The organism is Rhodococcus koreensis (genome assembly GCF_900105905.1).
Classification (GTDB): domain Bacteria; phylum Actinomycetota; class Actinomycetes; order Mycobacteriales; family Mycobacteriaceae; genus Rhodococcus_F; species Rhodococcus_F koreensis.
This window is the reverse complement of sequence record NZ_FNSV01000005.1, coordinates 7,801,568-7,821,510: the sequence shown is the minus strand read 5'-3', so window position 1 is coordinate 7,821,510 and position 19,943 is coordinate 7,801,568. Positions and strand designations below refer to the sequence as shown.

At 69.2% G+C, this 19,943-nt stretch carries 20 protein-coding genes, 1 tRNA gene and 1 pseudogene; 10 read left to right on the top strand and 12 right to left on the bottom strand.

Translation table 11 applies throughout. The annotated features are described in order from the left end of the window. Positions 1-110: 110 nt before the first annotated feature. From BLV94_RS40130 to BLV94_RS40110, 5 genes and pseudogenes are all read left to right on the top strand, one after another. Positions 111-770 carry a hypothetical protein gene (locus BLV94_RS40130; RefSeq protein WP_072947026.1) on the top strand — a complete coding sequence of 220 codons (660 nt, stop codon included), beginning with the start codon at positions 111-113 and terminating at the stop codon, positions 768-770. Beyond that, positions 767-1,248 (top strand): annotated as a pseudogene (locus BLV94_RS51160) (HNH endonuclease). Before BLV94_RS40130 ends, BLV94_RS51160 begins: the two are co-directional and overlap by 4 nt. A gap of 47 nt (positions 1,249-1,295) precedes the next feature. Next, positions 1,296-1,379 (top strand) — tRNA-Leu (locus BLV94_RS40120). A 130-nt stretch (positions 1,380-1,509) separates the two neighbouring features. Further along, positions 1,510-1,911, top strand: coding sequence for a transcriptional regulator (locus tag BLV94_RS40115; protein ID WP_072947024.1), 402 nt, complete (start codon positions 1,510-1,512; stop codon positions 1,909-1,911). Then, positions 1,908-2,273: a DUF3817 domain-containing protein gene (locus BLV94_RS40110; protein WP_072947022.1), complete on the top strand. Its 366-nt coding sequence runs from the start codon at positions 1,908-1,910 to the stop codon at positions 2,271-2,273. The genes BLV94_RS40115 and BLV94_RS40110 overlap by 4 nt, the downstream gene beginning before the upstream one ends. A gap of 156 nt (positions 2,274-2,429) precedes the next feature. On the opposite strand, the gene rdgB is transcribed toward BLV94_RS40110, so the two are convergent. The 11 genes from rdgB to clpS all read right to left on the bottom strand — a co-directional run bounded on the left by rdgB (position 2,430) and on the right by clpS (position 10,607). After that, positions 2,430-3,047 (bottom strand): RdgB/HAM1 family non-canonical purine NTP pyrophosphatase, encoded by a 618-nt coding sequence (rdgB, locus tag BLV94_RS40105; protein WP_072947020.1) that lies wholly within the window; start codon positions 3,045-3,047, stop codon positions 2,430-2,432. Positions 3,048-3,051: 4 nt separating this feature from the next. Beyond that, on the bottom strand, positions 3,052-3,840 hold the full coding sequence (gene rph / locus BLV94_RS40100; RefSeq protein WP_072947017.1) for a ribonuclease PH: 789 nt from the start codon (positions 3,838-3,840) through the stop codon (positions 3,052-3,054). Between the two features lie 43 nt (positions 3,841-3,883). Next, positions 3,884-4,642 carry a cyclic nucleotide-degrading phosphodiesterase gene (locus BLV94_RS40095; RefSeq protein WP_072947015.1) on the bottom strand — a complete coding sequence of 253 codons (759 nt, stop codon included), beginning with the start codon at positions 4,640-4,642 and terminating at the stop codon, positions 3,884-3,886. A 122-nt stretch (positions 4,643-4,764) separates the two neighbouring features. Further along, positions 4,765-5,715: a PLP-dependent cysteine synthase family protein gene (locus tag BLV94_RS40090; RefSeq protein WP_072947010.1), complete on the bottom strand. Its 951-nt coding sequence runs from the start codon at positions 5,713-5,715 to the stop codon at positions 4,765-4,767. Positions 5,716-6,055: 340 nt separating this feature from the next. Next, a complete protein-coding gene (locus tag BLV94_RS40085; RefSeq protein ID WP_072947103.1) occupies positions 6,056-6,730 on the bottom strand; it encodes a rhomboid family intramembrane serine protease in 675 nt (224 codons plus the stop codon). A 19-nt stretch (positions 6,731-6,749) separates the two neighbouring features. After that, on the bottom strand, positions 6,750-7,712 hold the full coding sequence (locus BLV94_RS40080) for a PLP-dependent cysteine synthase family protein (RefSeq protein ID WP_072947008.1): 963 nt from the start codon (positions 7,710-7,712) through the stop codon (positions 6,750-6,752). Positions 7,713-7,720: 8 nt separating this feature from the next. Then, entirely contained in the window at positions 7,721-7,993 is a 273-nt protein-coding gene (locus tag BLV94_RS40075; protein WP_072947006.1) for a MoaD/ThiS family protein, read from the bottom strand. Positions 7,994-8,054: 61 nt separating this feature from the next. Continuing rightward, positions 8,055-8,531 (bottom strand): M67 family metallopeptidase, encoded by a 477-nt coding sequence (locus BLV94_RS40070; RefSeq protein ID WP_095864953.1) that lies wholly within the window; start codon positions 8,529-8,531, stop codon positions 8,055-8,057. A 46-nt stretch (positions 8,532-8,577) separates the two neighbouring features. Continuing rightward, entirely contained in the window at positions 8,578-9,648 is a 1,071-nt protein-coding gene (locus BLV94_RS40065) for a P1 family peptidase (RefSeq protein ID WP_072947005.1), read from the bottom strand. Further along, complete coding sequence (gene aosR, locus BLV94_RS40060) at positions 9,645-10,232, bottom strand: oxidative stress transcriptional regulator AosR (protein WP_072947003.1); 588 nt, start codon at positions 10,230-10,232, stop codon at positions 9,645-9,647. Before aosR ends, BLV94_RS40065 begins: the two co-directional genes overlap by 4 nt. A gap of 36 nt (positions 10,233-10,268) precedes the next feature. Next, on the bottom strand, positions 10,269-10,607 hold the full coding sequence (clpS, locus tag BLV94_RS40055; protein ID WP_072947001.1) for an ATP-dependent Clp protease adapter ClpS: 339 nt from the start codon (positions 10,605-10,607) through the stop codon (positions 10,269-10,271). Between clpS and BLV94_RS40050 the strand changes: the two genes are divergently transcribed. The 5 genes from BLV94_RS40050 to BLV94_RS40030 are packed head-to-tail and all read left to right on the top strand — an operon-like array spanning position 10,606 to position 17,237. Next, on the top strand, positions 10,606-11,985 hold the full coding sequence (locus tag BLV94_RS40050) for a nicotinate phosphoribosyltransferase (protein WP_072946999.1): 1,380 nt from the start codon (positions 10,606-10,608) through the stop codon (positions 11,983-11,985). The genes clpS and BLV94_RS40050 overlap by 2 nt on opposite strands. Next, a complete protein-coding gene (locus tag BLV94_RS40045) occupies positions 11,982-12,614 on the top strand; it encodes an isochorismatase family protein (protein WP_072946997.1) in 633 nt (210 codons plus the stop codon). The genes BLV94_RS40050 and BLV94_RS40045 overlap by 4 nt, the downstream gene beginning before the upstream one ends. Positions 12,615-12,623: 9 nt before the next feature. Then, positions 12,624-14,672, top strand: coding sequence for an ATP-dependent DNA helicase (locus BLV94_RS40040; RefSeq protein ID WP_072946995.1), 2,049 nt, complete (start codon positions 12,624-12,626; stop codon positions 14,670-14,672). A gap of 55 nt (positions 14,673-14,727) precedes the next feature. Further along, positions 14,728-15,648: an ABC transporter ATP-binding protein gene (locus BLV94_RS40035; RefSeq protein WP_072946992.1), complete on the top strand. Its 921-nt coding sequence runs from the start codon at positions 14,728-14,730 to the stop codon at positions 15,646-15,648. Continuing rightward, positions 15,645-17,237, top strand: coding sequence for an ABC transporter permease (locus BLV94_RS40030; protein WP_241031281.1), 1,593 nt, complete (start codon positions 15,645-15,647; stop codon positions 17,235-17,237). Before BLV94_RS40035 ends, BLV94_RS40030 begins: the two co-directional genes overlap by 4 nt. 40 nt (positions 17,238-17,277) lie before the next feature. Here the strand turns inward: BLV94_RS40030 and glgP are convergent, their stop codons facing one another. After that, a complete protein-coding gene (gene glgP, locus BLV94_RS40025) occupies positions 17,278-19,875 on the bottom strand; it encodes an alpha-glucan family phosphorylase (RefSeq protein WP_072946990.1) in 2,598 nt (865 codons plus the stop codon). Between the last annotated feature and the right edge of the window lie 68 nt (positions 19,876-19,943).

The window sequence follows — 19,943 nt, the reverse complement described above, 5'->3', positions numbered from 1 at the left end:
GTATGCGCCCTCGAAACCGGGTCCGGAGCGCGACGAAAGCGAACCTGTCGGACCCTCGCACTAATGTTCGATTTCAGGAACAGCCGACAGCCATTCTCCGGGGGGAAGAAATGAGCACAGCCCACGTCCGCGCCCTACTCGATCACGTCACCGCCGAACTGCCGCGAGAGTCGTGGCCGCACTGGACGGAGGGCTGGCCGCAGGAGATCGAAGCCGCCCTCCTCGACGCCGCCTTCTCCGCCCGCGCGACGTACGGCACGCCCACCTCCGGGGTCCGCGCCGTCATCACCCGCTGGCGCGATCACCGCGCCGCGCCCCTCGACGACCTCACCGCACTCGCTGCGCACGCCGACGAACCCGAGGGCCTCCTGGCGGTCCTGAACAACCGGCAGCGGGTGCCGGGGAACTACACCACCAAGGCCGAGGCCGTCGCATCGGCGGCACGCGCGCTCGCCGAACTGGGCTGCACCACCTCCGCGGATCTCCGCGACGACGACGCGCAGCGGAGCGCCGTCGTCGCCGTGCCCGGGTTCGGAGCGGCCACCTGGGAATGCTTCGCCATGCAACTCGGCGTGCCCACACCCGCATCTCGCGCAGTGGTGTGCGACTTTCTCGGCGAGGCACTCGACCTCGAATCACCCGCAACCGCAACACAGGCGGACGACCTCATCGCCGCCACGGCAGCGCGGCTCGAGATCACGCCCGCCACCTTCACCCATGCCGTCTGGCGATACCAGCGCCGGCAGCGACGGGCCGCAGGTGCGAAATGAAGTACACGCGTGAAGCCCTCGACAGGCGGTCGCGGAATCGACGAGCTATGCCGGCGTCGTGCGCTACCTCGGACTGAAACCCGCGGGTGGGACGCATGCGCACCTGCGGCGTCGGATCAGAGCACTCGCAATCGACACCTCGCACTTCACGGGACAGGCGCACACCAAGGGCAAGCCCGCCCAAAACCGAATGGCGTGGCAGGAGATCCTGGTCCGGCGTCCGGCCGACAGCAGGCGCGTTGCACCTCACCTACTGCGCCGCGCCGTGATCGAGGCTGGGGTCGAATACACATGCGTCCTGTGCGGACTCGGTGACGACTGGTGCGGACTCCCATTGATCCTGCACGTGGACCACGTGCAGGGAGACCCGTCCGATTCCCGCTTGGAGGAAGTTCGATTTCTGTGCCCCAACTGCCACAGTCAGACCGCAACATGGGCGGGACGGAAGAGAGGGAACGATGGCGAAAGCACCGGCTGACGTGCGTGCGCCGGAGTGTCGCACCTATGGCGTAGTCTGTGCTTCGCGCGCGAGTGGCGTAATTTGGCAGCCGCGTCAGGTTTAGGTCCTGGTGTCCGAAAGGACGTGGGGGTTCGAGTCCCCCTCGCGCACTTTTCGGCTCTTGCCGATTCGGTAGCCGTGCAACCCGAGCGCCGCAACGCGCAGGGTGACGCCTGTGACCGCCGCCATAGCGGCAACCTCTCCTAGCAGCGCATTCGGCGATTCAGGTACCTTCGTTACGTGTCCGGTAACCGTAAGCAACGCCGCCCCGCGCTGATCCTGTTGGTGGTCGTCGGGGCTGTCGGGTGCCTCGCACTCGGCTGGTGGCAGTGGACACGTTTCGAAGCGGTGGGCGGAACGGGCCAGAATCTCGGGTACGCATTCCAGTGGCCGCTGTTCGCGGCGTTCCTCGTCTACGCCTATCGGCGCTTCGTGCAGCTCGAGGACGCCGAGCCGGCAGACACCACCGAGGTCCCGGCCGCGCCCGCCGAACTGAGGGAAATCCCTGCGGACGTCCTGCCCCCGCGCCCCGCGGCGGCCGAGGACGACGACCCGGACGACCTCGAGAGCCGGCAGATTTCGCAGTACAACCAGTACCTCGCCGAGCTGTCCGCTCGCGAGACCGATAGGAGCACCACGTGAGCACGGGCCAAGACGAGACGACTGCCGGTTCGGTCGCAGATACCGCGAAGCAGAAGAAGATCGCCCCCGCGCTCCTGCGCTACCGCGTCCTCGCCTACGCCACCGGTGTGTGGCTGCTGGTCCTCACCGCAGAGATGGTGGCCAAGTACATCTTCAAGGTCGACAACCTGCCCACCTGGATCGCCGTGGTCCACGGCTGGGTGTACTTCGTCTACCTGCTGGTGACGCTCGACCTGGCGGTCAAGGTGCGCTGGCCCGCGGGCCGGACGGTCGGAACGCTCCTCGCGGGCACCATCCCGTTCCTGTCGTTCTACGTGGAGCATCAGCGGACCAAGCAGGTCCGCCGCGACTTCGATCGCTGATCGAGCCGCTGAGCTCCGTCACATGACAACCGGCTGACCGGTGATCATCGCGATCACGTAGGTCAGCCAGCCGAGCGGTGTCTGCGGCACCATCATCGGCAACATACGACCCTCCTGCCCTGCAGCGGAATGTGTGCCCCTGCAGGGTAGCGAGTGTCAGCGTCCGGTGAGCGCCGCCAGGGCGGGGACGAGTTGGACGAGCGCCCGCCCTCGGTGCGAGGAGGCGTCCTTCTCCTCGGGTGAGAGCTGGGCGGCCGATCGAGTGTCCCCTTCGGGCACGAACACCGGGTCGTAGCCGAATCCACCGTCGCCGACCGGCTCACCGGCGACGCTGCCCCGCCATTCGCCCCGGACCACTGTTTCGTCGCCGCCGGGTACGACGAGCGCGCACGCCGAGACGAACGCCGCTCCCCTGCGGTCTTCGGGCACGTCCGCGAGCTGCGCCAGGACCAGCGCGGTGTTCGCGGGATCGTTCCCGTGCGTGCCCGACCACCGGGCGGACAGGATTCCGGGCATACCGTTCAGTGCATCCACTTCGATTCCGGAATCGTCTGCGACGCAGGGCAATCCGGTGGCGGCGGCACCGTCGCGCGCTTTCGCGAGGGCGTTCTCCTCGAACGTCGCGCCGGTTTCGGGGGCCTCGGGGTATTCGGGCACGGCGTCGAGCCCGACCAGTTCGATCCCGTCGACACCGGCCGCCGCGAGCACGCGATGCAGTTCCCGGAGTTTCTTCGCGTTGCGGCTGGCCACCAGCACCCGTGTGGTTTCCGGCAACGCCCTAGCTCCCGAACTTCTTCTTCGACGTCTCCGGGACCTTCGGCTCGGGAAGCTCACCGGGATAGGGCAGTTCGAGTGCCGCCTTCTGGATCTCGAACAGCTGCTCGCAGCCTGCGAGTGCGGAGTCCAGCAGTTTGTCGAGCGTGCTCCGCGGGAAGGTCGCGCCTTCGCCGGTGCCCTGGATTTCGACGAGGGTGCCGGTGTCGGTGGCGACCACGTTCATGTCGACCTCGGCGCGCGAATCCTCCTCGTATGGCAGGTCGAGGCGCACACGGCCGTCGACGACGCCCACGCTGACCGCGGCGATGCCGCAGGAGATGGGCTGAGGGTCGGCGAGGCGGCCTGCGGCACGGAGATAGGTCACCGCGTCGACGAGAGCCACGTAGGCGCCGGTGATGGCGGCGGTGCGGGTTCCGCCGTCGGCCTGCAGGACGTCGCAGTCGAGGGCGATGGTGTTCTCACCGATGGCCGCGAGATCGATGCAGGCGCGGAGGGAGCGTCCGACGAGACGGCTGATCTCCTGGGTGCGTCCCCCGACCTTGCCCTTGACGGACTCTCGGCCGCTGCGGGTGTGGGTGGCGGCGGGCAGCATGGCGTATTCGGCGGTCAGCCAGCCGAGCCCGGAGCCCTGACGCCAGCGGGGAACGCCGTCCTCGACGCTGGCGGTGCACATCACCCGGGTGTTTCCGAATTCCACCAGCACCGATCCCGCGGGATGAGTGGTGAAGCCTCGGGTGATCTTGACCTCGCGGAGTTCGTCGTCCGCCCTGCCGTCTTCTCGTGTGGTCACAGCGGAGAGCCTAGTCGTCCCCGGGTGGGGCGCGGACACGGCGTCAGACGGTGTAGACGCCGCCCGCGGACACTGCGTGCACGGGACCGGAGAATTCGGCCTTGGCCTCGGCGATGACGTCTTCGCGGGACGTCCACGGCGGGATGTGGGTGAGCAGCAGTTCGGCGACACCCGCGCGGTGCGCGACCTGGCCGGCCTCGGTGCCCGAGAGGTGGATTCCTTCGGGCCGATCCGGGCCGTGTGTCCACGACGCCTCGGCGAGCAGCACGTCGGCGTCGCGGGCAAGTTCGATCACTTCTTCGCACATGCCGGTGTCGCCGGTGTAGACGAGGGTCCGTCCGGCGCCGTTGGTCAGGCGGAACCCGTAGGCCTCGGGCGGGTGGTTGACCCGCCGGGCCGTGATGGTGAGATCGCCGACCGTGACCGGTTCGCCGTCGGCCCAGTGGTGCAGATCGATCGTGTCGGAGATGTCGTCGATGTCGCCGCCGCACTCGGCGGACGCGACGCCGATCCGGCGGGCGGTGTCGGACGGGCCGTAGACGAGGGCGCGTCCCTTCGGCGGGTTCGGATGATAGCGACGCCAGACGAGGAGTCCGGGGAGGTCCAGGCAGTGGTCCGCGTGCAGATGACTGAGGAGGACGGACACCTCGCCGGGATCGGCGAACCGCTGGAGCGCACCGAGGACACCGGGTCCGAAGTCGAGCACGAGCGGCGGTGTGTCCGGCGCGGTCAACAGATAACCCGATGCAGGTGAGTCTGGTCCGGAGACGCTCCCTGAACATCCCAGGACGGTAATGCGCATACCCGCCATGCTGCCACGACGACCCGTTTCGGAAAAAGCTTCCGACGGAATTGGCGCGTCGACCTCACAACCGATGGGGAAATGTGACCTGACCATGCTGATCTACCGTGGATCCGGCCCCGTTACCGTTCCCACGCCTCTTCGAGGACCTGGACCTGTGGGTCGTAGGTTCCGGTCGAGAGGTATTTCCATCCGCCGTCGGCGACCACGAAGGCGATGTCGGCGCGCTGCCCCGACTCGACGGCGGACCACGCCACGTCGAGTGCGGCATGGAGATTGGCGCCGGTGGACGTGCCTGCGAAGATTCCCTCGACGTCGATCAGCTCGCGGGTGCGCTGGATCGCCTCGGCGTGACGCACGCGGAATCGGCGGGTGAGCACCGACTCGTCGTACAACTCCGGGACGAATCCCTCTTCGATGTTGCGGAGACCGCAGACCATCTCCCCGAAGCGCGGTTCCGCGGCCACGATCTCGACACCGTCGACGTGTTCGCGGAGGAACCGGCCCGTCCCCATCAGGGTTCCGGTGGTGCCGAGCCCCGCCACGAAATGGGTGATCTCGGGCAGGTCCCGCAGGATCTCCGGGCCCGTCGTCTCGTAGTGCGCCATCGCGTTGGCCGGGTTGCCGTACTGGTAGAGCAGTACCCAGTCCGGATTCTCGTCCGACAGTCGCATCGCGACGGCGACCGCCTCGTTGGAACCACCGGCGGCCGGGGAGTCGATGATCCGGGCGCCGAACATCGTCAGGAGCTGGCGGCGTTCCATCGACGTGTTCTCGGGCATCACGCAGATCAGCTGGTAGCCCTTCAATTTGGCGGCCATGGCCAGGGAGATGCCGGTGTTTCCGCTGGTCGATTCGAGAATCGTCGACCCCGGGGTCAGACGGCCGTCCCGTTCGGCCTGCTCGATCATGCGCAGCGCCGGGCGATCCTTGATCGAACCGGTGGGATTGTGATCCTCGAGCTTGGCCCACAACCGCACCGGATTGCTGCCGTTCCAGCGTGGCGACAGCCGGGGCAGGCCGACGAGTGGAGTGTTCCCGAGAGTGTCGATGTACGAATCGAACCTTGCCACGTCAGCGATCAGCCTTCCGTGACTACACGGCGTACGGACGGACACTCGCTGTCGACGTCGGGGGTCGAATCTGTGACAGCCATGATCAACTCCTGAGGGTGCTGTGGGGTGCGGCGACGGAGGTCCGCCGCTGGGGACGCCCGGACATCGGCGACACGGCATGTGCGCGAATCCGCGAGCTCGACCCCCTCGACCGACCCTCCGTGACGACACTGTCGATGGCCTGAACTACGCAGTGGTGGTGTGCCCGGATCTCGCGAGGAGCGTACCAGCAGGGCATACGCTCAGCCGCCGGAAGCGGCGTACACGCCGGTAGACCACCTGTTCGCCGCGGCGGGCCTCATCCGAACGATTGCGGCCCTACCGCTTTCCGGGCCCGCTCCTTCCTGGCGTCGGCGGAGAGCAGCCACGCGGCGAGGACACCGCCGACGGCGCCGAACAGATGCCCCTGCCAGGACACACCGGGCGCGCTCGGCAGCACACCCCACAGCAGACTGCCGTACACGACGAACACCACCACGCCGACGAGGATCTGGCCGAGGTTGCGGGCGAAGACTCCCCGGACCAGCAGGTAGGCCAGCCAGCCGAAGATCAGGACGGAGGCGCCGATGTGGTTGGAATAGGATCCGCCGGTCAACCAGGTGCCCAGACCTCCGACCACCCAGACGATCCCGGTGGCGGCGAGGCCGCGGGCGATGCCCGACAGCAGCACGAGGAACCCGAGGACCAGCAGTGGGACGGTGTTCGCGAACAGATGCGCCCAGTCGTCGTGGAGGACCGGGGCGAACAGAATTCCCCACAGTCCGTCGATCGTGCGCGGCTGTACGCCGTTGTCTTCGAGTCGCTCGTCGGACGCCACGTCGGCGATCTCGATGACGTACAGCAACATCGTGAACGCGCCGACGACGATCGCGGACTGCAACCACAGCGGCTTCGACTTGCGCGCGGGCGCCGGCGACGCGCCACCCCTCGGCGCCGGCGAGCCGAATCGCGAGGAGTCGAACGGCGAAGTCATGATCCGCACACCCTTGTCGTCATGCCCACAACTGCCCTTCCAGTGCTTCTTCCGCTTCTTCGACCGTACCGCCGTATGCGCCGGTCGACAGATATTTCCATCCGCCGTCGGCGACGATGAACGCGATGTCGGCGGCGCGCTCGGCCTTGACCGCTTTGCGCGCGACCCCCAGCGCGGCGTGGAGGATCGCGCCGGTGGAGATGCCGGCGAAGATGCCTTCGTTGTCGATCAGTTGCCGGGTGCGGCGGACTGCGTCGGCGGGACCGACGGAGAACCGCGAGGTGAGGACGGATTCGTCGTACAGTTCGGGAACGAAGCCCTCGTCGATGTTGCGGAGGCCGTACACGAGTTCCCCGTAGCGGGGTTCCGCCGCGACGATCTCGATGCCGTCGACGTGTTCGCGGAGATAGCGACCGACGCCCATCAGGGTTCCGGTGGTGCCGAGGCCGGCCACGAAGTGGGTGATCTCGGGCAGGTCCCGTAGGATCTCCGGCCCCGTCGTCTCGTAGTGCGCGAGCGCGTTCGCGGGATTGCCGTACTGGTACAGCATCACCCAGTCGGGATGTTCCGCGGACAGTTCCTTGGCCACGGCCACAGCCTGATTCGAGCCGCCGCGCGCCGGTGAGTCGATGATCTCGGCGCCGAACATCGTGAGCAGTTGCCTGCGTTCGACGGACGTGTTCTCGGGCATCACGCAGATGAGGTGGTAGCCCTTGAGTTTCGCGGCCATAGCCAGGGAGATTCCAGTGTTTCCGCTGGTCGGTTCGAGGATCGTGGCGCCGGGTGTCAGGGTGCCGTCGTTCTCGGCCTGTTCGATCATGCGGAGGGCCGGCCGGTCCTTCACCGAACCGGTCGGATTGCGGTCCTCGAGTTTCGCCCACAGGCGGACCGGTGAGGTGCCGTTCCAGCTCGGTGACAGGCGCGGCAGCCCGACGAGGGGCGTGTTGCCGAGGGTGTCGATGAGCGAATCGAACCGCGCCACGGCCGCGCTCAGCCTCCGGCGACGGCGGGCAGGATGGTCACGGAATCCCCGTCGGCCACCTCGGTGTCGAGTCCGCCCGAGAATCGGACGTCCTCGTCGTTGACGTACACGTTGACGAACCGGTGCAGTCGGCCGCCGTCGATCAGGCGGTCCTTGATGCCACCGTAGTTGCCGTCGAGGTCGTCGATGACGGCGGAAAGTGTGGGACCTGTTGCCTCCACCCGCTTTTCGCCGCCGGTGTGGGAACGCAGGATGGTGGGGATCGAAACTGTGACAGCCATGGTCGGCTCCTCGGGATGTGGGTGTCTTTCTGCCGCGGGACCGTCGCGAGGGACGGAGTCGTCACTTGTCGGGGACGTCCGCGACCGATGTGTGGGCGAACTTGTAGCTCTGCACCACGTCGACGGGTTCCTCGGTGACGACGCCGTCGACGATGCGGTAGCTGCGCAGTTCGTGGGCGTCGGGGTCGCGGGTGGAGATCAGCACGTAGTGGGCGTCCGGTTCGGATGCGAAGGAGATGTCGGTCCGGCTGGGGTACGCCTCGGTGGCGGTGTGCGAGTGGTAGATCACGACGGGCACCTCGTCGGCGTCGTCCATCGCCCGCCACACCTTCAGTTGCTCACCGGAGTCGAATCGGTAGAACGTCGGCGACCGTTCGGCGTTGATCATCGGGATGTGCCGTTCGGGGCGGTCGGAGCCCTCCGGCCCGGCGATGACCCCGCACGCTTCGTCCGGGTGGTCGGCGCGCGCGTGCGCGACCATCGCCTCGACGAAGTCCGATCGAATCACCAGCACGTCAACCACCTCCGTGAGCGCCATCCTAGGTGCGGACCGGCGACTCGGCCACCGATCGGCCGGGACCGCGTCAGGAACGCAGTGCCGAGGGGAACAGTTCGCGGTACGTGGGAATTCCCGCGACGGGGGTGGCGCTGAGGACGGCATCGACGACGGCCTTCTCGACCACTTCGGCGGCAGCCGTGCAGACGGCGTCGACGACGGGCAGATCGGGCGGGAACGCGTCGGGCACCCCGGCCGGGTGGTGCACCGGGTGGATGCCGGTGGCGAGCGCGAAGATCGTGTCGCCGTCGAGCGGCGAATGCGCAGGCCGGATCGCGCGGGCGAGCCCGTCGTGTCCGGCCACGGCGACGCGGCGCAGCGCCGCCTTACCCAGGGCGGCGTCGGTCGCGACGACCCCGATGGTCGTGTTGAGAACGGTGGCCTTGGCCATCAGTTCGCGTGCCGCCGACACCTCGGCCGCGACCGGCGCCCGGAGCCCGAACGCGGCTGCGCCCACGGTGGCGACACCCCACGGCAGCCCCGTCGCCGGATCGAACACGGTACCGACGGGATTGGCCACCATCAGCGCGGACACGGTGATGCCCTTCGCCGGACCGTCCGTGATGACGACGCTCGCCGTTCCGACCCCGCCCTTGATCGCGCCCGCACGCGCCCCGACCCCGGCACCCACCGAACCGGAGAGCACGGTGTGCGACGCAGAATCCGCTGCCCGGTACCCGAATTCGGCGGTGGGACGGGTGCGCCAGTCGCCGACCGGCAGATCGAAGATGACGGCGGCGGGGACGATCGGGACCACCTGATCGGGCTCCCCCATGGCGATCCCGTGCCCGCGCTCCTCCAGCCAACGCATGACGCCGTCCGCGGCGGCGAGCCCGTACGCGCTGCCGCCGGTGAGGACGATCGCGTGCACCTTCCGGACGCTGTGGCTGGGATCGAGAAGGTCGGTTTCCCGGGTGCCCGGCCCGCCGCCGCGGACGTCGACCGCTCCGGTCGCGCCGTGCGGGGCGAGGACGACCGTGCACCCGGTGGCGGCACCGCTGCCGAGTGCGGCGTCCGGATCGAGTTGGTGGTGGTGCCCGACGCTCAGGCCGACCACATCGACGAGCGAATCGGTGCGGCCCGGCGTCGTGCCCGTCACGGTGCCAGTGCCTGAACGAGCGAGTCCTGCATCCAGGTCAGCCAGTGGTAGATGTCGAGGTGCGGGGCGCGAGGATCACCCGGATCGAGTTCGTCGGGCGTGTCGGCGTCGATGCCGAGGTTGGTCCCCAGCGCCAGCCGGACGTCGTTGAGACCGCTGAGCCAGGCGTCGGCCTGCTCTGGCGTGAGCAGAACCTTGCCGCCGTTCTCCGGGACGGTGTGCAGGATGACCGAGCCCGCGGCCAGCTTGGCGTCGATGATCTCCGGTTCGTGGAGTCCGCGCAGCGCACCGTTGACGTCCGCCTTCGACTCGGCGCGGATCTCGTCGTCGTCCGGCGCGTCCACGTCGGGGCGGTGGAAGTCGGGCAGCAGCCGGGCGAGGACCTCCTCGTCGGGTGCCGTCGTGTTGCCCGTCCGCATCCCGGTGAGCGCGGCGAGTTCGTCGGCCGGGGCCGACGCCGCCCGCTCCTCGAGGAGGCCGAGGACGGAGGCGACCAGCGATCGCAGCACCGTCGCCTCGTGCGCGTCCATCTCCGAGCGCAGCTTCATGCCCCCGAGCGAGTTCTTCCTGCTCCACATCCGCACGTCGTGTACCGAGTTCCTTACTGTCCGAACGGAAAGTTAGCTGCTGTCCCGCTGCATCGTGGCCCACAGGCCCGCCGCGTGCAGCTTGCGTACATCGTTTTCGACCTTGTCGCGGGAGCCGCTCGACACCACGGCCTTCCCCTCGGAATGCACCTGCATCATCAGTTCCGTCGCCTTCGCTTTGCTGTACCCGAAGAGCTTCTGGAAAATGTAGGTGACGTAGTGCATCAAATTCACCGGATCGTCCCACACCACGGTGACCCAGGGACGATCATTGGCTTCATCGACCTCGACGACCTCCGACTCTGCAGGGGTGACCTGCGGCGATGCCGGCATGGCATCCACGAATGGAGCTGTCGTCGAGCAATGAGCCATGACACAAGGGTACGACGCTCCACCGCCCGGCGACACCGCGGCTTACAGTGGCCGGGTGTCCAGAGACAGCACCGCCTTGTTCACCGACCAGTACGAGTTGACGATGCTGTCGGCGGCCCTCGCCGACGGTTCCGCCCACCGTCACTGCAGCTTCGAGGTGTTCGCCCGCCGCCTTCCGGACGGTCGCCGCTACGGAATCGTCGCCGGCACCGCCCGCCTGGTCGCGGCGCTGTCGAACTTCCGCTTCGGCGATCCGGAACTCGAGATCGTCTCCCGCTTCCTCGACGACGCAACCGTCGAATGGCTGCGTGACTATCGGTTCGGCGGCGACATCGACGGCTACCGCGAGGGCGACTTCTACTTTCCCGGTTCCCCGATCCTGTCCGTCCGCGGAACGTTCGCCGAATGCGTGCTGCTCGAGACGCTGATCCTGTCGATCCTCAACCACGACAGCGCGATCGCGTCCGCCGCCGCACGGATGGTCAGCGCCGCCGACGGACGCCCGATGATCGAGATGGGTTCGCGGCGCACCCACGAGGAATCGGCGGTCGCGGCCTCGCGCGCCGCGTACCTGGCGGGTTTCACGGCCACGTCGAACCTGGAGGCGGTCCGCAGGCACGGCGTTCCCGGTGCGGGCACCAGTGCGCACGCGTTCACCCTGTTGCACACCACCCCGGACGGGCCGGACGAGGCGGCGGCGTTCCGCGCGCAGGTCGCGGCACTCGGAGTCGGAACCACGCTCCTCGTCGACACGTACGACATCACCGCGGGCGTCGAGACGGCCGTCGAGGTCGCGGGCCCCGGTCTCGGGGGTGTCCGGATCGACTCCGGCGATCTGGGTGTTCTCGCCCGGCAGGTGCGCGGGCAACTCGACGGCCTCGGGGCGACCGGCACGAAGATCGTCGTGTCCGGCGACCTCGACGAGTACGCCGTAGCCGCGTTGCGGGCCGAACCGGTCGACGTCTACGGGGTCGGCACGTCCGTCGTCGTCGGGTCGGGTGCGCCGACCGCGGGAATGGTCTACAAACTCGTCGAGGTGGACGGCATCCCCGTCGAGAAGCGGAGCAGCAACAAGGCGTCGCGGGGCGGCGTCAAGAAGGCGGTGCGGTTCGCCCGCGACACCGGAACCCTGGTGGAGGAGGTGGTGTACCCGGCCCACTCCGACGCGCCCGGCGCGGCAGGCCTCGAGGTGACAGAACTGCTGGTCCCGCTGGTGCGGGGCGGTGAGACCGCCTGCGAGGCGACTACTCTGGAGGACAGCAGATCCCTCCTGGCGGCGGGCCTCGTCAGTCTCCCGTGGGAGGGTTTGAAGCTCTCCCACGGCGAGCCCGCGATCCCCGTGCGCTTCGCCGAACCCGAATCCAGGAGGGCACCATGAGCGACATCGAGAGCACCGACGCCCGGCGGGCGCTGCTCGTGGTCGACGTCCAGAACGACTTCTGCGAGGGCGGCTCCCTCGCCGTCGAGGGCGGTTCCGCGGTCGCGGCGGCGATCAGCCGCTTCCTGACCGGAGCCGTCTACGACGCGATCGCGGCCACCATCGACCACCACATCGACCCGGGCCACCACTTCTCCGAGGAACCGGACTACGTCGACACCTGGCCGGTGCACTGCAAATCGGGAACCCACGGCGCGGAGTTCCACCCGGACCTCGATCGGAGCGGCATCGAGTCGGTGTTCTCCAAGGGTGAGTTCTCGGCGGCGTACTCGGGCTTCGAGGGCACGAACTCCGACGGCCAGACCCTGGAGAAATGGCTGCGTGCGGCCGGGGTCACCGAGGTCGACATCGTGGGGATCGCCACCGATCACTGCGTGGTCGCGACGGCACTCGACGCCGTGGCCGCCGGCTTCCCGACGCGCGTGCTGCTCCCCCTCACCGCGGGTGTGGCGCCCGCGACCGTCGAGGCCGCGATCACCGCGATGCGGGCCGCCGGGGTGCGCCTCGTGGGGCGCGACGCGGACGTCCCCTCGGACCGCGTGACGATTTCTGACGTAGGTCCCGAGTAACCTGCTCGGGTGCCTGAAAACCTCCCCAACGTCCCCGAGCTGTTGCGCACGGCGGTGCGGTCGCTGGGCGGTGCCGAGCGGTCCAACCAGCTGACCATGGCTTCCGCCGTCGCGCATTCGATCGACACCGGGGAGCATCTGGCCGTCCAGGCCGGTACGGGTACCGGCAAGTCGCTCGCCTACCTCGTGCCGAGCGTCCGGCACGCCGTGCAGAGCGGCAAGACGGTCATCGTCTCGACGGCCACCATCGCGCTGCAGCGTCAGCTGATCGACCGCGACATGCCGCGGCTCGCGGACGCGCTGCAGGGTTCACTCGGCCGCAGGCCGCATTTCGCGATCCTCAAGGGCCGCAACAACTATCTGTGCATGAACAAGATCCACACCGGGACTGCGGAGGAGCCACCGGCCGACGAGCTGTTCGACCCGTTCGCGGTGTCCCGGCTCGGCCGTGAGGTCCAGCGCCTCACCGAGTGGTCCTCGGACACCGAGACCGGCGACCGCGACGACCTGGCCCCCGGAGTCAGCGACAAGGCGTGGCGCCAGGTCAGCGTCACGGCCCGGGAGTGCCTCGGCAAGTCCCGCTGCCCGGTCGGCGAGGACTGCTTCGCGGAGCGGGCCCGCGCGGAGGCGTCGCAGGTCGACGTCGTGGTCACCAACCACGCCCTGCTCGCCATCGACGCCATCACCGGAATCGCGATCCTCCCCGAACACGACGTCGTGGTCATCGACGAGGCACACGAACTGGTCGACCGCGTCACCAACGTTGCCACCGCGGAGTTGGCGGCGTCGACGATCAGTGCCGCGGCGCGGCGCTGCGCGAAGCTCGTCGAGGAGCAGGACGCCGATCGTCTCGAGGCGGCGGGCGAGGGCTGGGCGGCGCTGCTCGAGGAGTTGCGGCCCGAGCGGTGGGAGGCATTGCCGCCCGGTGCGGCGCCCGCGCTCGCCGCTGTCCGCGACGCCGCCTGGGCGCTGCGCACGGCCATCGGCCCGTCCCGTCCGGGCATGGCGTTGAGCGACCCGGAGGCGGCCGCCGCCCGCAACACCGCGCTCGCGTCGGTCGAGGAGGTTCACGACAGCGCCGTCCGGGTTCTCAGCGCGTTCGACGAGCCGGATCCGGCGAAGCGCCACGACGTGGTGTGGCTGGCCGCCGACGACAACCGCGGTTCGATCCGCCGGGTGGTGCGGATGGCGCCGCTGTCGGTCGGCGGGCTGCTACGTTCCCGGCTGTTCGCGGAATCGACCGTGGTCCTCACGTCCGCCACGCTGACCGTCGGCGGGTCCTTCGACGGCCTCGCGGTCAACTGGGGACTTCCCGCGGAGTCGTCCGTCGTGATCGATCCGGCGATGGCCACCGGGTCCGAGGCGCCGTCCGACACGGGCACGCTCAAGTGGAACGCCCTCGACGTCGGGTCGCCGTTCGACCACGCCCGCGCCGGCATCATCTACATCGCGAAGCAACTGCCGCCGCCGGGGCGGGACGGCCTGTCCCCCACGTATCTCGACGAGATCGCCGAACTCGTCGAGGCGGCGGGCGGGCGGACGCTGGGATTGTTCTCGTCGATGCGGGCCGCGAAGGCCGCGTCGGAGGCGATGCGCGACCGGCTCGACACCCCGATCCTCTGCCAGGGCGACGACTCGACGGGCGCCCTCGTCCGGGCGTTCGCCGGCGACGAGCCGACGTCGCTGTTCGGCACGTTGTCGCTGTGGCAGGGTGTCGACGTGCCGGGTCCGTCCCTGAGCCTGGTGATCCTCGACCGCATCCCGTTCCCCCGCCCCGACGACCCGTTGCTGGTCGCCCGGCAGAAGGCGGTCGAGTCGCGCGGCGGCAACGGGTTCCTTTCCGTCGCAGCCAATCACGCGGCGCTGCTGCTCGCGCAGGGTGTGGGACGTCTGCTGCGCAGCGTCGACGACAAGGGTGTGGTGGCGGTCCTCGATCCGCGGCTCGCCACCGCCCGGTACGCCGGGTATCTGCGGGCATCGCTGCCACCGTTCTGGGAGACGTCGGATCCGGAGGTCGTGCGCAAGGCGCTGGGACGGATCCGCGACTCACGCCCCTGAAACGCTGCTCCGCACTGAGTCGGACAGCGGATCGGTGCGCACCTATGCTCGACCGATGGACCTTGCGATCTCAGTCCGCGGACTCACCAAGAAGTTCGGTGAAGTGCTCGCCCTCGACGGCCTCGACCTGGAGGTGAAGCCGGGCGAGGTGCACGGATTCCTCGGACCCAACGGCGCGGGCAAGTCCACGACCATCCGGGTGCTCCTCGGTCTGCTGCGCGCCGACGGGGGTTCGGCGTCCGTTCTCGGTTCCGATCCGTGGCGTGATTCCGTACCCGTGCATCGGCGGCTCGCCTATGTGCCGGGCGAAGTGAACCTGTGGCCCAACCTGTCCGGCGGCGAGGCGATCGACCTTCTCGGGCGACTGCGCGGCGGACTCGATCCGGCGCGGCGCGCGTCGCTGATCGAGCGGTTCGAACTCGACCCCACCCGGAAGGGCCGCACCTATTCGAAGGGCAACCGGCAGAAGGTCGCCCTCGTGGCCGCGCTCGCCGCCGACACCGAACTCCTCATCCTCGACGAGCCGACGTCGGGCCTGGACCCGTTGATGGAGGCGGTGTTTCAGGAGTGCATCACCGAATTCGCGCGCGGCGGACGCACGGTGCTGCTGTCCAGCCACATCCTCGCCGAGGTGGATGCGCTGTGCCACGCCGTGACCATCATCCGGGCGGGGAGGACGGTGCAGGCGGGAACATTGTCCGAGCTGCGGCATCTCACCCGGACGACGGTGACGGCGACCACCCGGATCAAGCCCAATCCGATCGGGAACGTCCCCGGTGTGCACAACCTGCAGAAGGGTGAGGACGCGAACACGGTGACGTTCGACGTCGATTCCGATCAGATCGACCCGGTCATGACCACGTTGACGGGGCTGGGCATCGTCTCGATCACCGCCAACCCGCCGACGTTGGAGGACCTGTTCCTCCGCGAGTACCGCGACGAGGTCGAGGCGCTCGGGATCGGACGGTCGCAGTGAGTCAGCTGAGCGGGACGGGTGTGCTCGCCGAACTGGCGGTGCGCACCGACCGGGTCCGGATTCCGGTGTGGACGGTCGCGGTGGCCGGTCTCACCGTCCTGCTCGCGTCGAGTTACTCCACCATCTACCCGACCGCCGAATCCCGGCAGGCCCGTGCCGAACTCATCTCGTCCCCGGCCGCCACCGCCCTTGCCGGGCCGGGCTACGGCCTGGACGACTACACGCTGGGTGCGATGGTCGCCAACGAGATCGCCGGCATGACGATGGTGGCCGTGGCGATCATGTCGGTGCTGCTGGTGACGCGGCATCTGCGGACGGAGGAGGAGACCGGGCGCGCGGAACTGGTGCGCGCCGGCGTCGTCGGGCGGTACGCGGGAATCACGGCGGGACTGATCTCGGCGGCCCTCGCCAATGTGTTCGTCGCGCTGCTGCTGGTCATCGGGTTGCTCGCCGTGGGTCTGCCTCCGGTGGGTTCGCTGAACATGTCGGCGGGTGTGCTGGTCGTGGGTCTGGTGTTCACTGCGCTGTCGGCGCTGGCGTCGCAGCTCACCGAACACGCCCGCGCGGCAAGCGGTGCCGGAATCTGCGCGGTCGTCGTCGCGTACCTGCTTCGGGCGGTGGGCGACGTGCAGCAGGGACACAGCGGGAGCCTCCTGACGTGGGTGTCGCCGATCGGCTGGTCGCAGGCCACCCGCGCGTACGTCGACGAACGATGGTGGCCGTTGCTGATCGGCGTCGTCGCGGCGGCGCTGACCGTCATCTGCGCGTATGGCGCCATCGGTCGCCGAGACGTCGGGGCGGGACTCCTCCCGCCGCGGGGCGGGCGCGCCGAGGCGTCCCCCCGCCTCACCGGAGTCACTGCGCTCGCGGCGCGCCAGCAGCGCGGCCAGATCCTCGCCTGGGGTGTCGGCGTGTTCGCTCTGTCGCTGCCCATCGGTTCCCTCGGCAGGCAGATCAGCGATTTCATCGGACAGGATCCCGATCTCGCACAGCTGCTGCCGGGTGGCGCCGCGGCGGCCGCCGACGGCGCGTTCGCCCTGTATCTGGTGTTCCTGGTGGTGATGGCCGCGATGTACGCCGTCGGTGCCGTCGTGTCGATCCGCTCGGAGGAATCGTCCGGTCGCGCCGAGGAGGCACTGGCCACCCCCGTGTCGCGGGCGCGGTGGCTCGGTGGCCAGCTGGTCGTCATCGCGGCCGCGGCCGTCGCGATCGCAGTGATGGCCGGGGTCGGCATGGGGATCACCGCGGCGTTCACGCTGTCCGATGCGGGCGCGCTCGGCCGGTTGACCGGCGCGGCCCTGAACACGGTGCCGGCAGTGCTCGTGATCGTCGGATCGTGCGCGGCCGTCTACGGGCTGATCCCTCGCGCGCTACCGGCTCTTTGGGCGTTCGTGGGCTACGTTCTCGTCGCCGGAATGTTCGGGGAGGTCCTCCCGGACTGGTTCGGGATTCTCTCCCCCTTCCACTACACGCCGGCGCTGCCTGCCGAAAGCTTCGCGGCCGCCCCCCTCGCCGTTCTGCTGATTCTGGCGGCGGCCCTGTTCCTCGCCGGCGTCGCCGGCTTCCGGCGCCGGGACGTCGGCCCGTAAACCGTGCCGGGACGAACCCGGGCCGGCGCAGTGGAGCCGGTCAGGGGTTCGGCACCGTCACCAGGCCCAGTTCCGACGGATCGACGAGCAGATCGTGGTGCGGAAGCACCCGCACCGTGTACCCGACCGAGCCGGACAGCGGCAGCGCCAGGTCGGCGACGAACAACTCCCCCGACTCGTCCGACGCCGAGTGCGTCATCGGGACCGTGACGATGTCGGTGAGCTCCTCGTCCGGTCCGGCCTTGCCGATCACGGCCTGCACGGTGACGTCGTCGACGGACAGTTCACCGAGGCGGATACGGGCGCGGAGCACCAGATTCGCTCCGATCTCGGGGGTGTCGGGCAGCCCCGCGCCGTCGACCTGCAGGACCGTCACCGCAGGCCATGCCGCCTCGACGCGTCGACGGAACGCGGCGAGTTCGCGGGCGCCGGCAAAGTTCGCCGCCGCCACCGTCCGAGCCGATGCGGCCGCGGGCGCGTAGTACTGGACGGCGTAGTCGCGCACCATCCGCGACGCGAGCACCTTGGGGCCCAGATTCTGCAGCGTGTGACGCACCATCTCCACCCAGCGCACCGGCAGTCCGTCCGCGCGGTCGTAGAACCTCGGCAGGACGGCGCGCTCGAGCAGTTCGTACAGCGCGCTGGCCTCGAGGTCGTCGCGCCGGGTCTCGTCGACGACGCCGTCCGCGGTCGGGATGGCCCAGCCGTTCTCGCCGTCGAACATCTCGTCCCACCAGCCGTCGCGGATCGACAGGTTCAGTCCGCCGTTGAGCGCCGACTTCATCCCCGACGTGCCGCACGCTTCGAGCGGGCGCAGCGGGTTGTTGAGCCACACGTCGCAACCCCAGTAGAGGTACCGCGCCATCGACATGTCGTAGTCGGGGAGGAAGGTGATGCGGTGCCGGACGTCGGCGGCGTCGGCGAACCGCACGACCTGCTGGATGAGGGCTTTGCCGCCGTCGTCGGCGGGGTGACTCTTCCCGGCGACCACGAGCTGTACCGGACGCTCCTCGTCGAGGAGCAGTGCCCGCAGCCGTTCGGGGTCGCGCAGCATCAGCGTCAGACGCTTGTAGGTGGGCACGCGCCGGGCGAAGCCGACGGTGAGCACGTTCGGGTCGAACACCTCGTTCGTCCAGCCGAGTTCGGCGGACGTCGCGCCGCGTTCGATCCAGGACGCCCGGACCCGCCGGCGCACCTCCTCGACGAGTTTTCCGCGCAGCGCGTTGCGGGTCGCCCACAGTTCCTCGGCGGACAGATCCTGCAGCCGCTCCCAGCCGCGGGCCTCCTCGACCAGTTCGGGGCCGAGGATGCGGGTGGCGAGATCGATCCATTCGGGTGCGGCCCAGGTGGGCGCGTGGACACCGTTGGTGACCGAGCCGATCGGCACCTCTCCGGCGTCGAAGCCCTGCCACAGCGGCTGGAACATCTCCCGGCTGACGATGCCGTGCAGCTTGGACACACCGTTCGCTCGCTGCCCGAGACGCAGGCCCATGTGGGCCATGTTGAACACGGACGGATCCGATTCGCGGCCGAGTCCGAGGATCCGGTCGATCGTCAGCCCCGGCAGCAGGGACGATTCGTTCGCCCCGTTGTCGCCGCCGAAGTAGTGCCGCACGAGGTCGGCCGGGAACCGGTCGATTCCCGCGGGAACGGGGGTGTGGGTCGTGAAGACGGTGCCGGCGCGGACCGTGGCCAGCGCCTCGTCGAAGTCGAGCCCGCCGGTGGTGACCAGTTCGCGGATCCGCTCGATGCCGAGGAAACCGGCATGACCTTCGTTCATGTGGAAGACGGCGGGATCGGGCAGGCCGTAGGCGTGGGTGTAGGCGCGCACCGCGCGGACGCCGCCGATGCCGGCGAGGATCTCCTGTTTGATGCGGTGGTCCTGGTCGCCGCCGTACAGGCGGTCGGTGACGCCCCGCATCTCGGCGTCGTTCTCCGCGATGTCGGAGTCGAGCAGCAGCAGCGGGACGCGCCCCACCTGGGCGATCCACACGCGGGCGCGCAGCACCCGCCCGCCGGGTACCGCGACGTGCACGAGGACGGGCGCCCCGTCGGACGACTGCGGCCCGGACTCGGTGAGCAGGCGCAGCGGCAGGCCCTGCGGGTCGTGCGGCGGGTAGTGCTCGGCCTGCCAGCCGTCCGCGGTCAGCGACTGCCGGAAGTATCCCGAGCGGTACAACAACCCGACACCGATCAGCGGCAGTCCCAGATCGGATGCCGCCTTCAGGTGGTCGCCGGCGAGAATTCCGAGGCCGCCGGAGTAGTTGGGCAGCACTTCGCTGACCCCGAACTCCATTGAGAAATATGCGATCCCGCCGTCCAGCGACACTCCCTTGGCCTGCTGGTTCTGGTACCAGCGGGGCCGGGACAGGTAGTCGTCGAGGTCGGCGGCCGCGGCGTCGAGCCGGGCCAGGAACGCGACGTCCTCGGCCAGTTCGTCCAGGCGGGCGGGATCGACCTCACCGAGCATCCGGACCGGGTCGAACTGCACCTGCCGCCACAGGTCCTCGTCCAGCAATCCGAACAGTTCCTGCGTGGCCGGATGCCACGACCAGCGAAGATTGGTGGACAGCGGACCGAGGGCAGCGAGCCGCTCCGGAAGGTGGGCTCGGACAGTGAACCGACGCAAGGCTTTCACCTCGCGAACGATAACGCACTGCGGGCGTCGTCGCGCCGTGTCGGGCCGGGTGCGCGTCAGATCTCCAA

What these genes read in the sequence shown, in the direction of transcription:
- clpS (WP_072947001.1), bottom strand. Translation starts at nt 10,607, where the DNA reads ATGGCTCATTGCTCGACGACAGCTCCATTCGTGGATGCCATGCCGGCA.
- BLV94_RS40130 (WP_072947026.1), top strand. Translation starts at nt 111, where the DNA reads ATGAGCACAGCCCACGTCCGCGCCCTACTCGATCACGTCACCGCCGAA.
- BLV94_RS40095 (WP_072947015.1), bottom strand. Translation starts at nt 4,642, where the DNA reads ATGCGCATTACCGTCCTGGGATGTTCAGGGAGCGTCTCCGGACCAGAC.
- BLV94_RS40075 (WP_072947006.1), bottom strand. Translation starts at nt 7,993, where the DNA reads ATGGCTGTCACAGTTTCGATCCCCACCATCCTGCGTTCCCACACCGGC.
- BLV94_RS40045 (WP_072946997.1), top strand. Translation starts at nt 11,982, where the DNA reads ATGAGCGACATCGAGAGCACCGACGCCCGGCGGGCGCTGCTCGTGGTC.
- BLV94_RS40070 (WP_095864953.1), bottom strand. Translation starts at nt 8,531, where the DNA reads ATGGCGCTCACGGAGGTGGTTGACGTGCTGGTGATTCGATCGGACTTC.
- BLV94_RS40050 (WP_072946999.1), top strand. Translation starts at nt 10,606, where the DNA reads ATGACACAAGGGTACGACGCTCCACCGCCCGGCGACACCGCGGCTTAC.
- BLV94_RS40085 (WP_072947103.1), bottom strand. Translation starts at nt 6,730, where the DNA reads ATGACTTCGCCGTTCGACTCCTCGCGATTCGGCTCGCCGGCGCCGAGG.
- BLV94_RS40035 (WP_072946992.1), top strand. Translation starts at nt 14,728, where the DNA reads ATGGACCTTGCGATCTCAGTCCGCGGACTCACCAAGAAGTTCGGTGAA.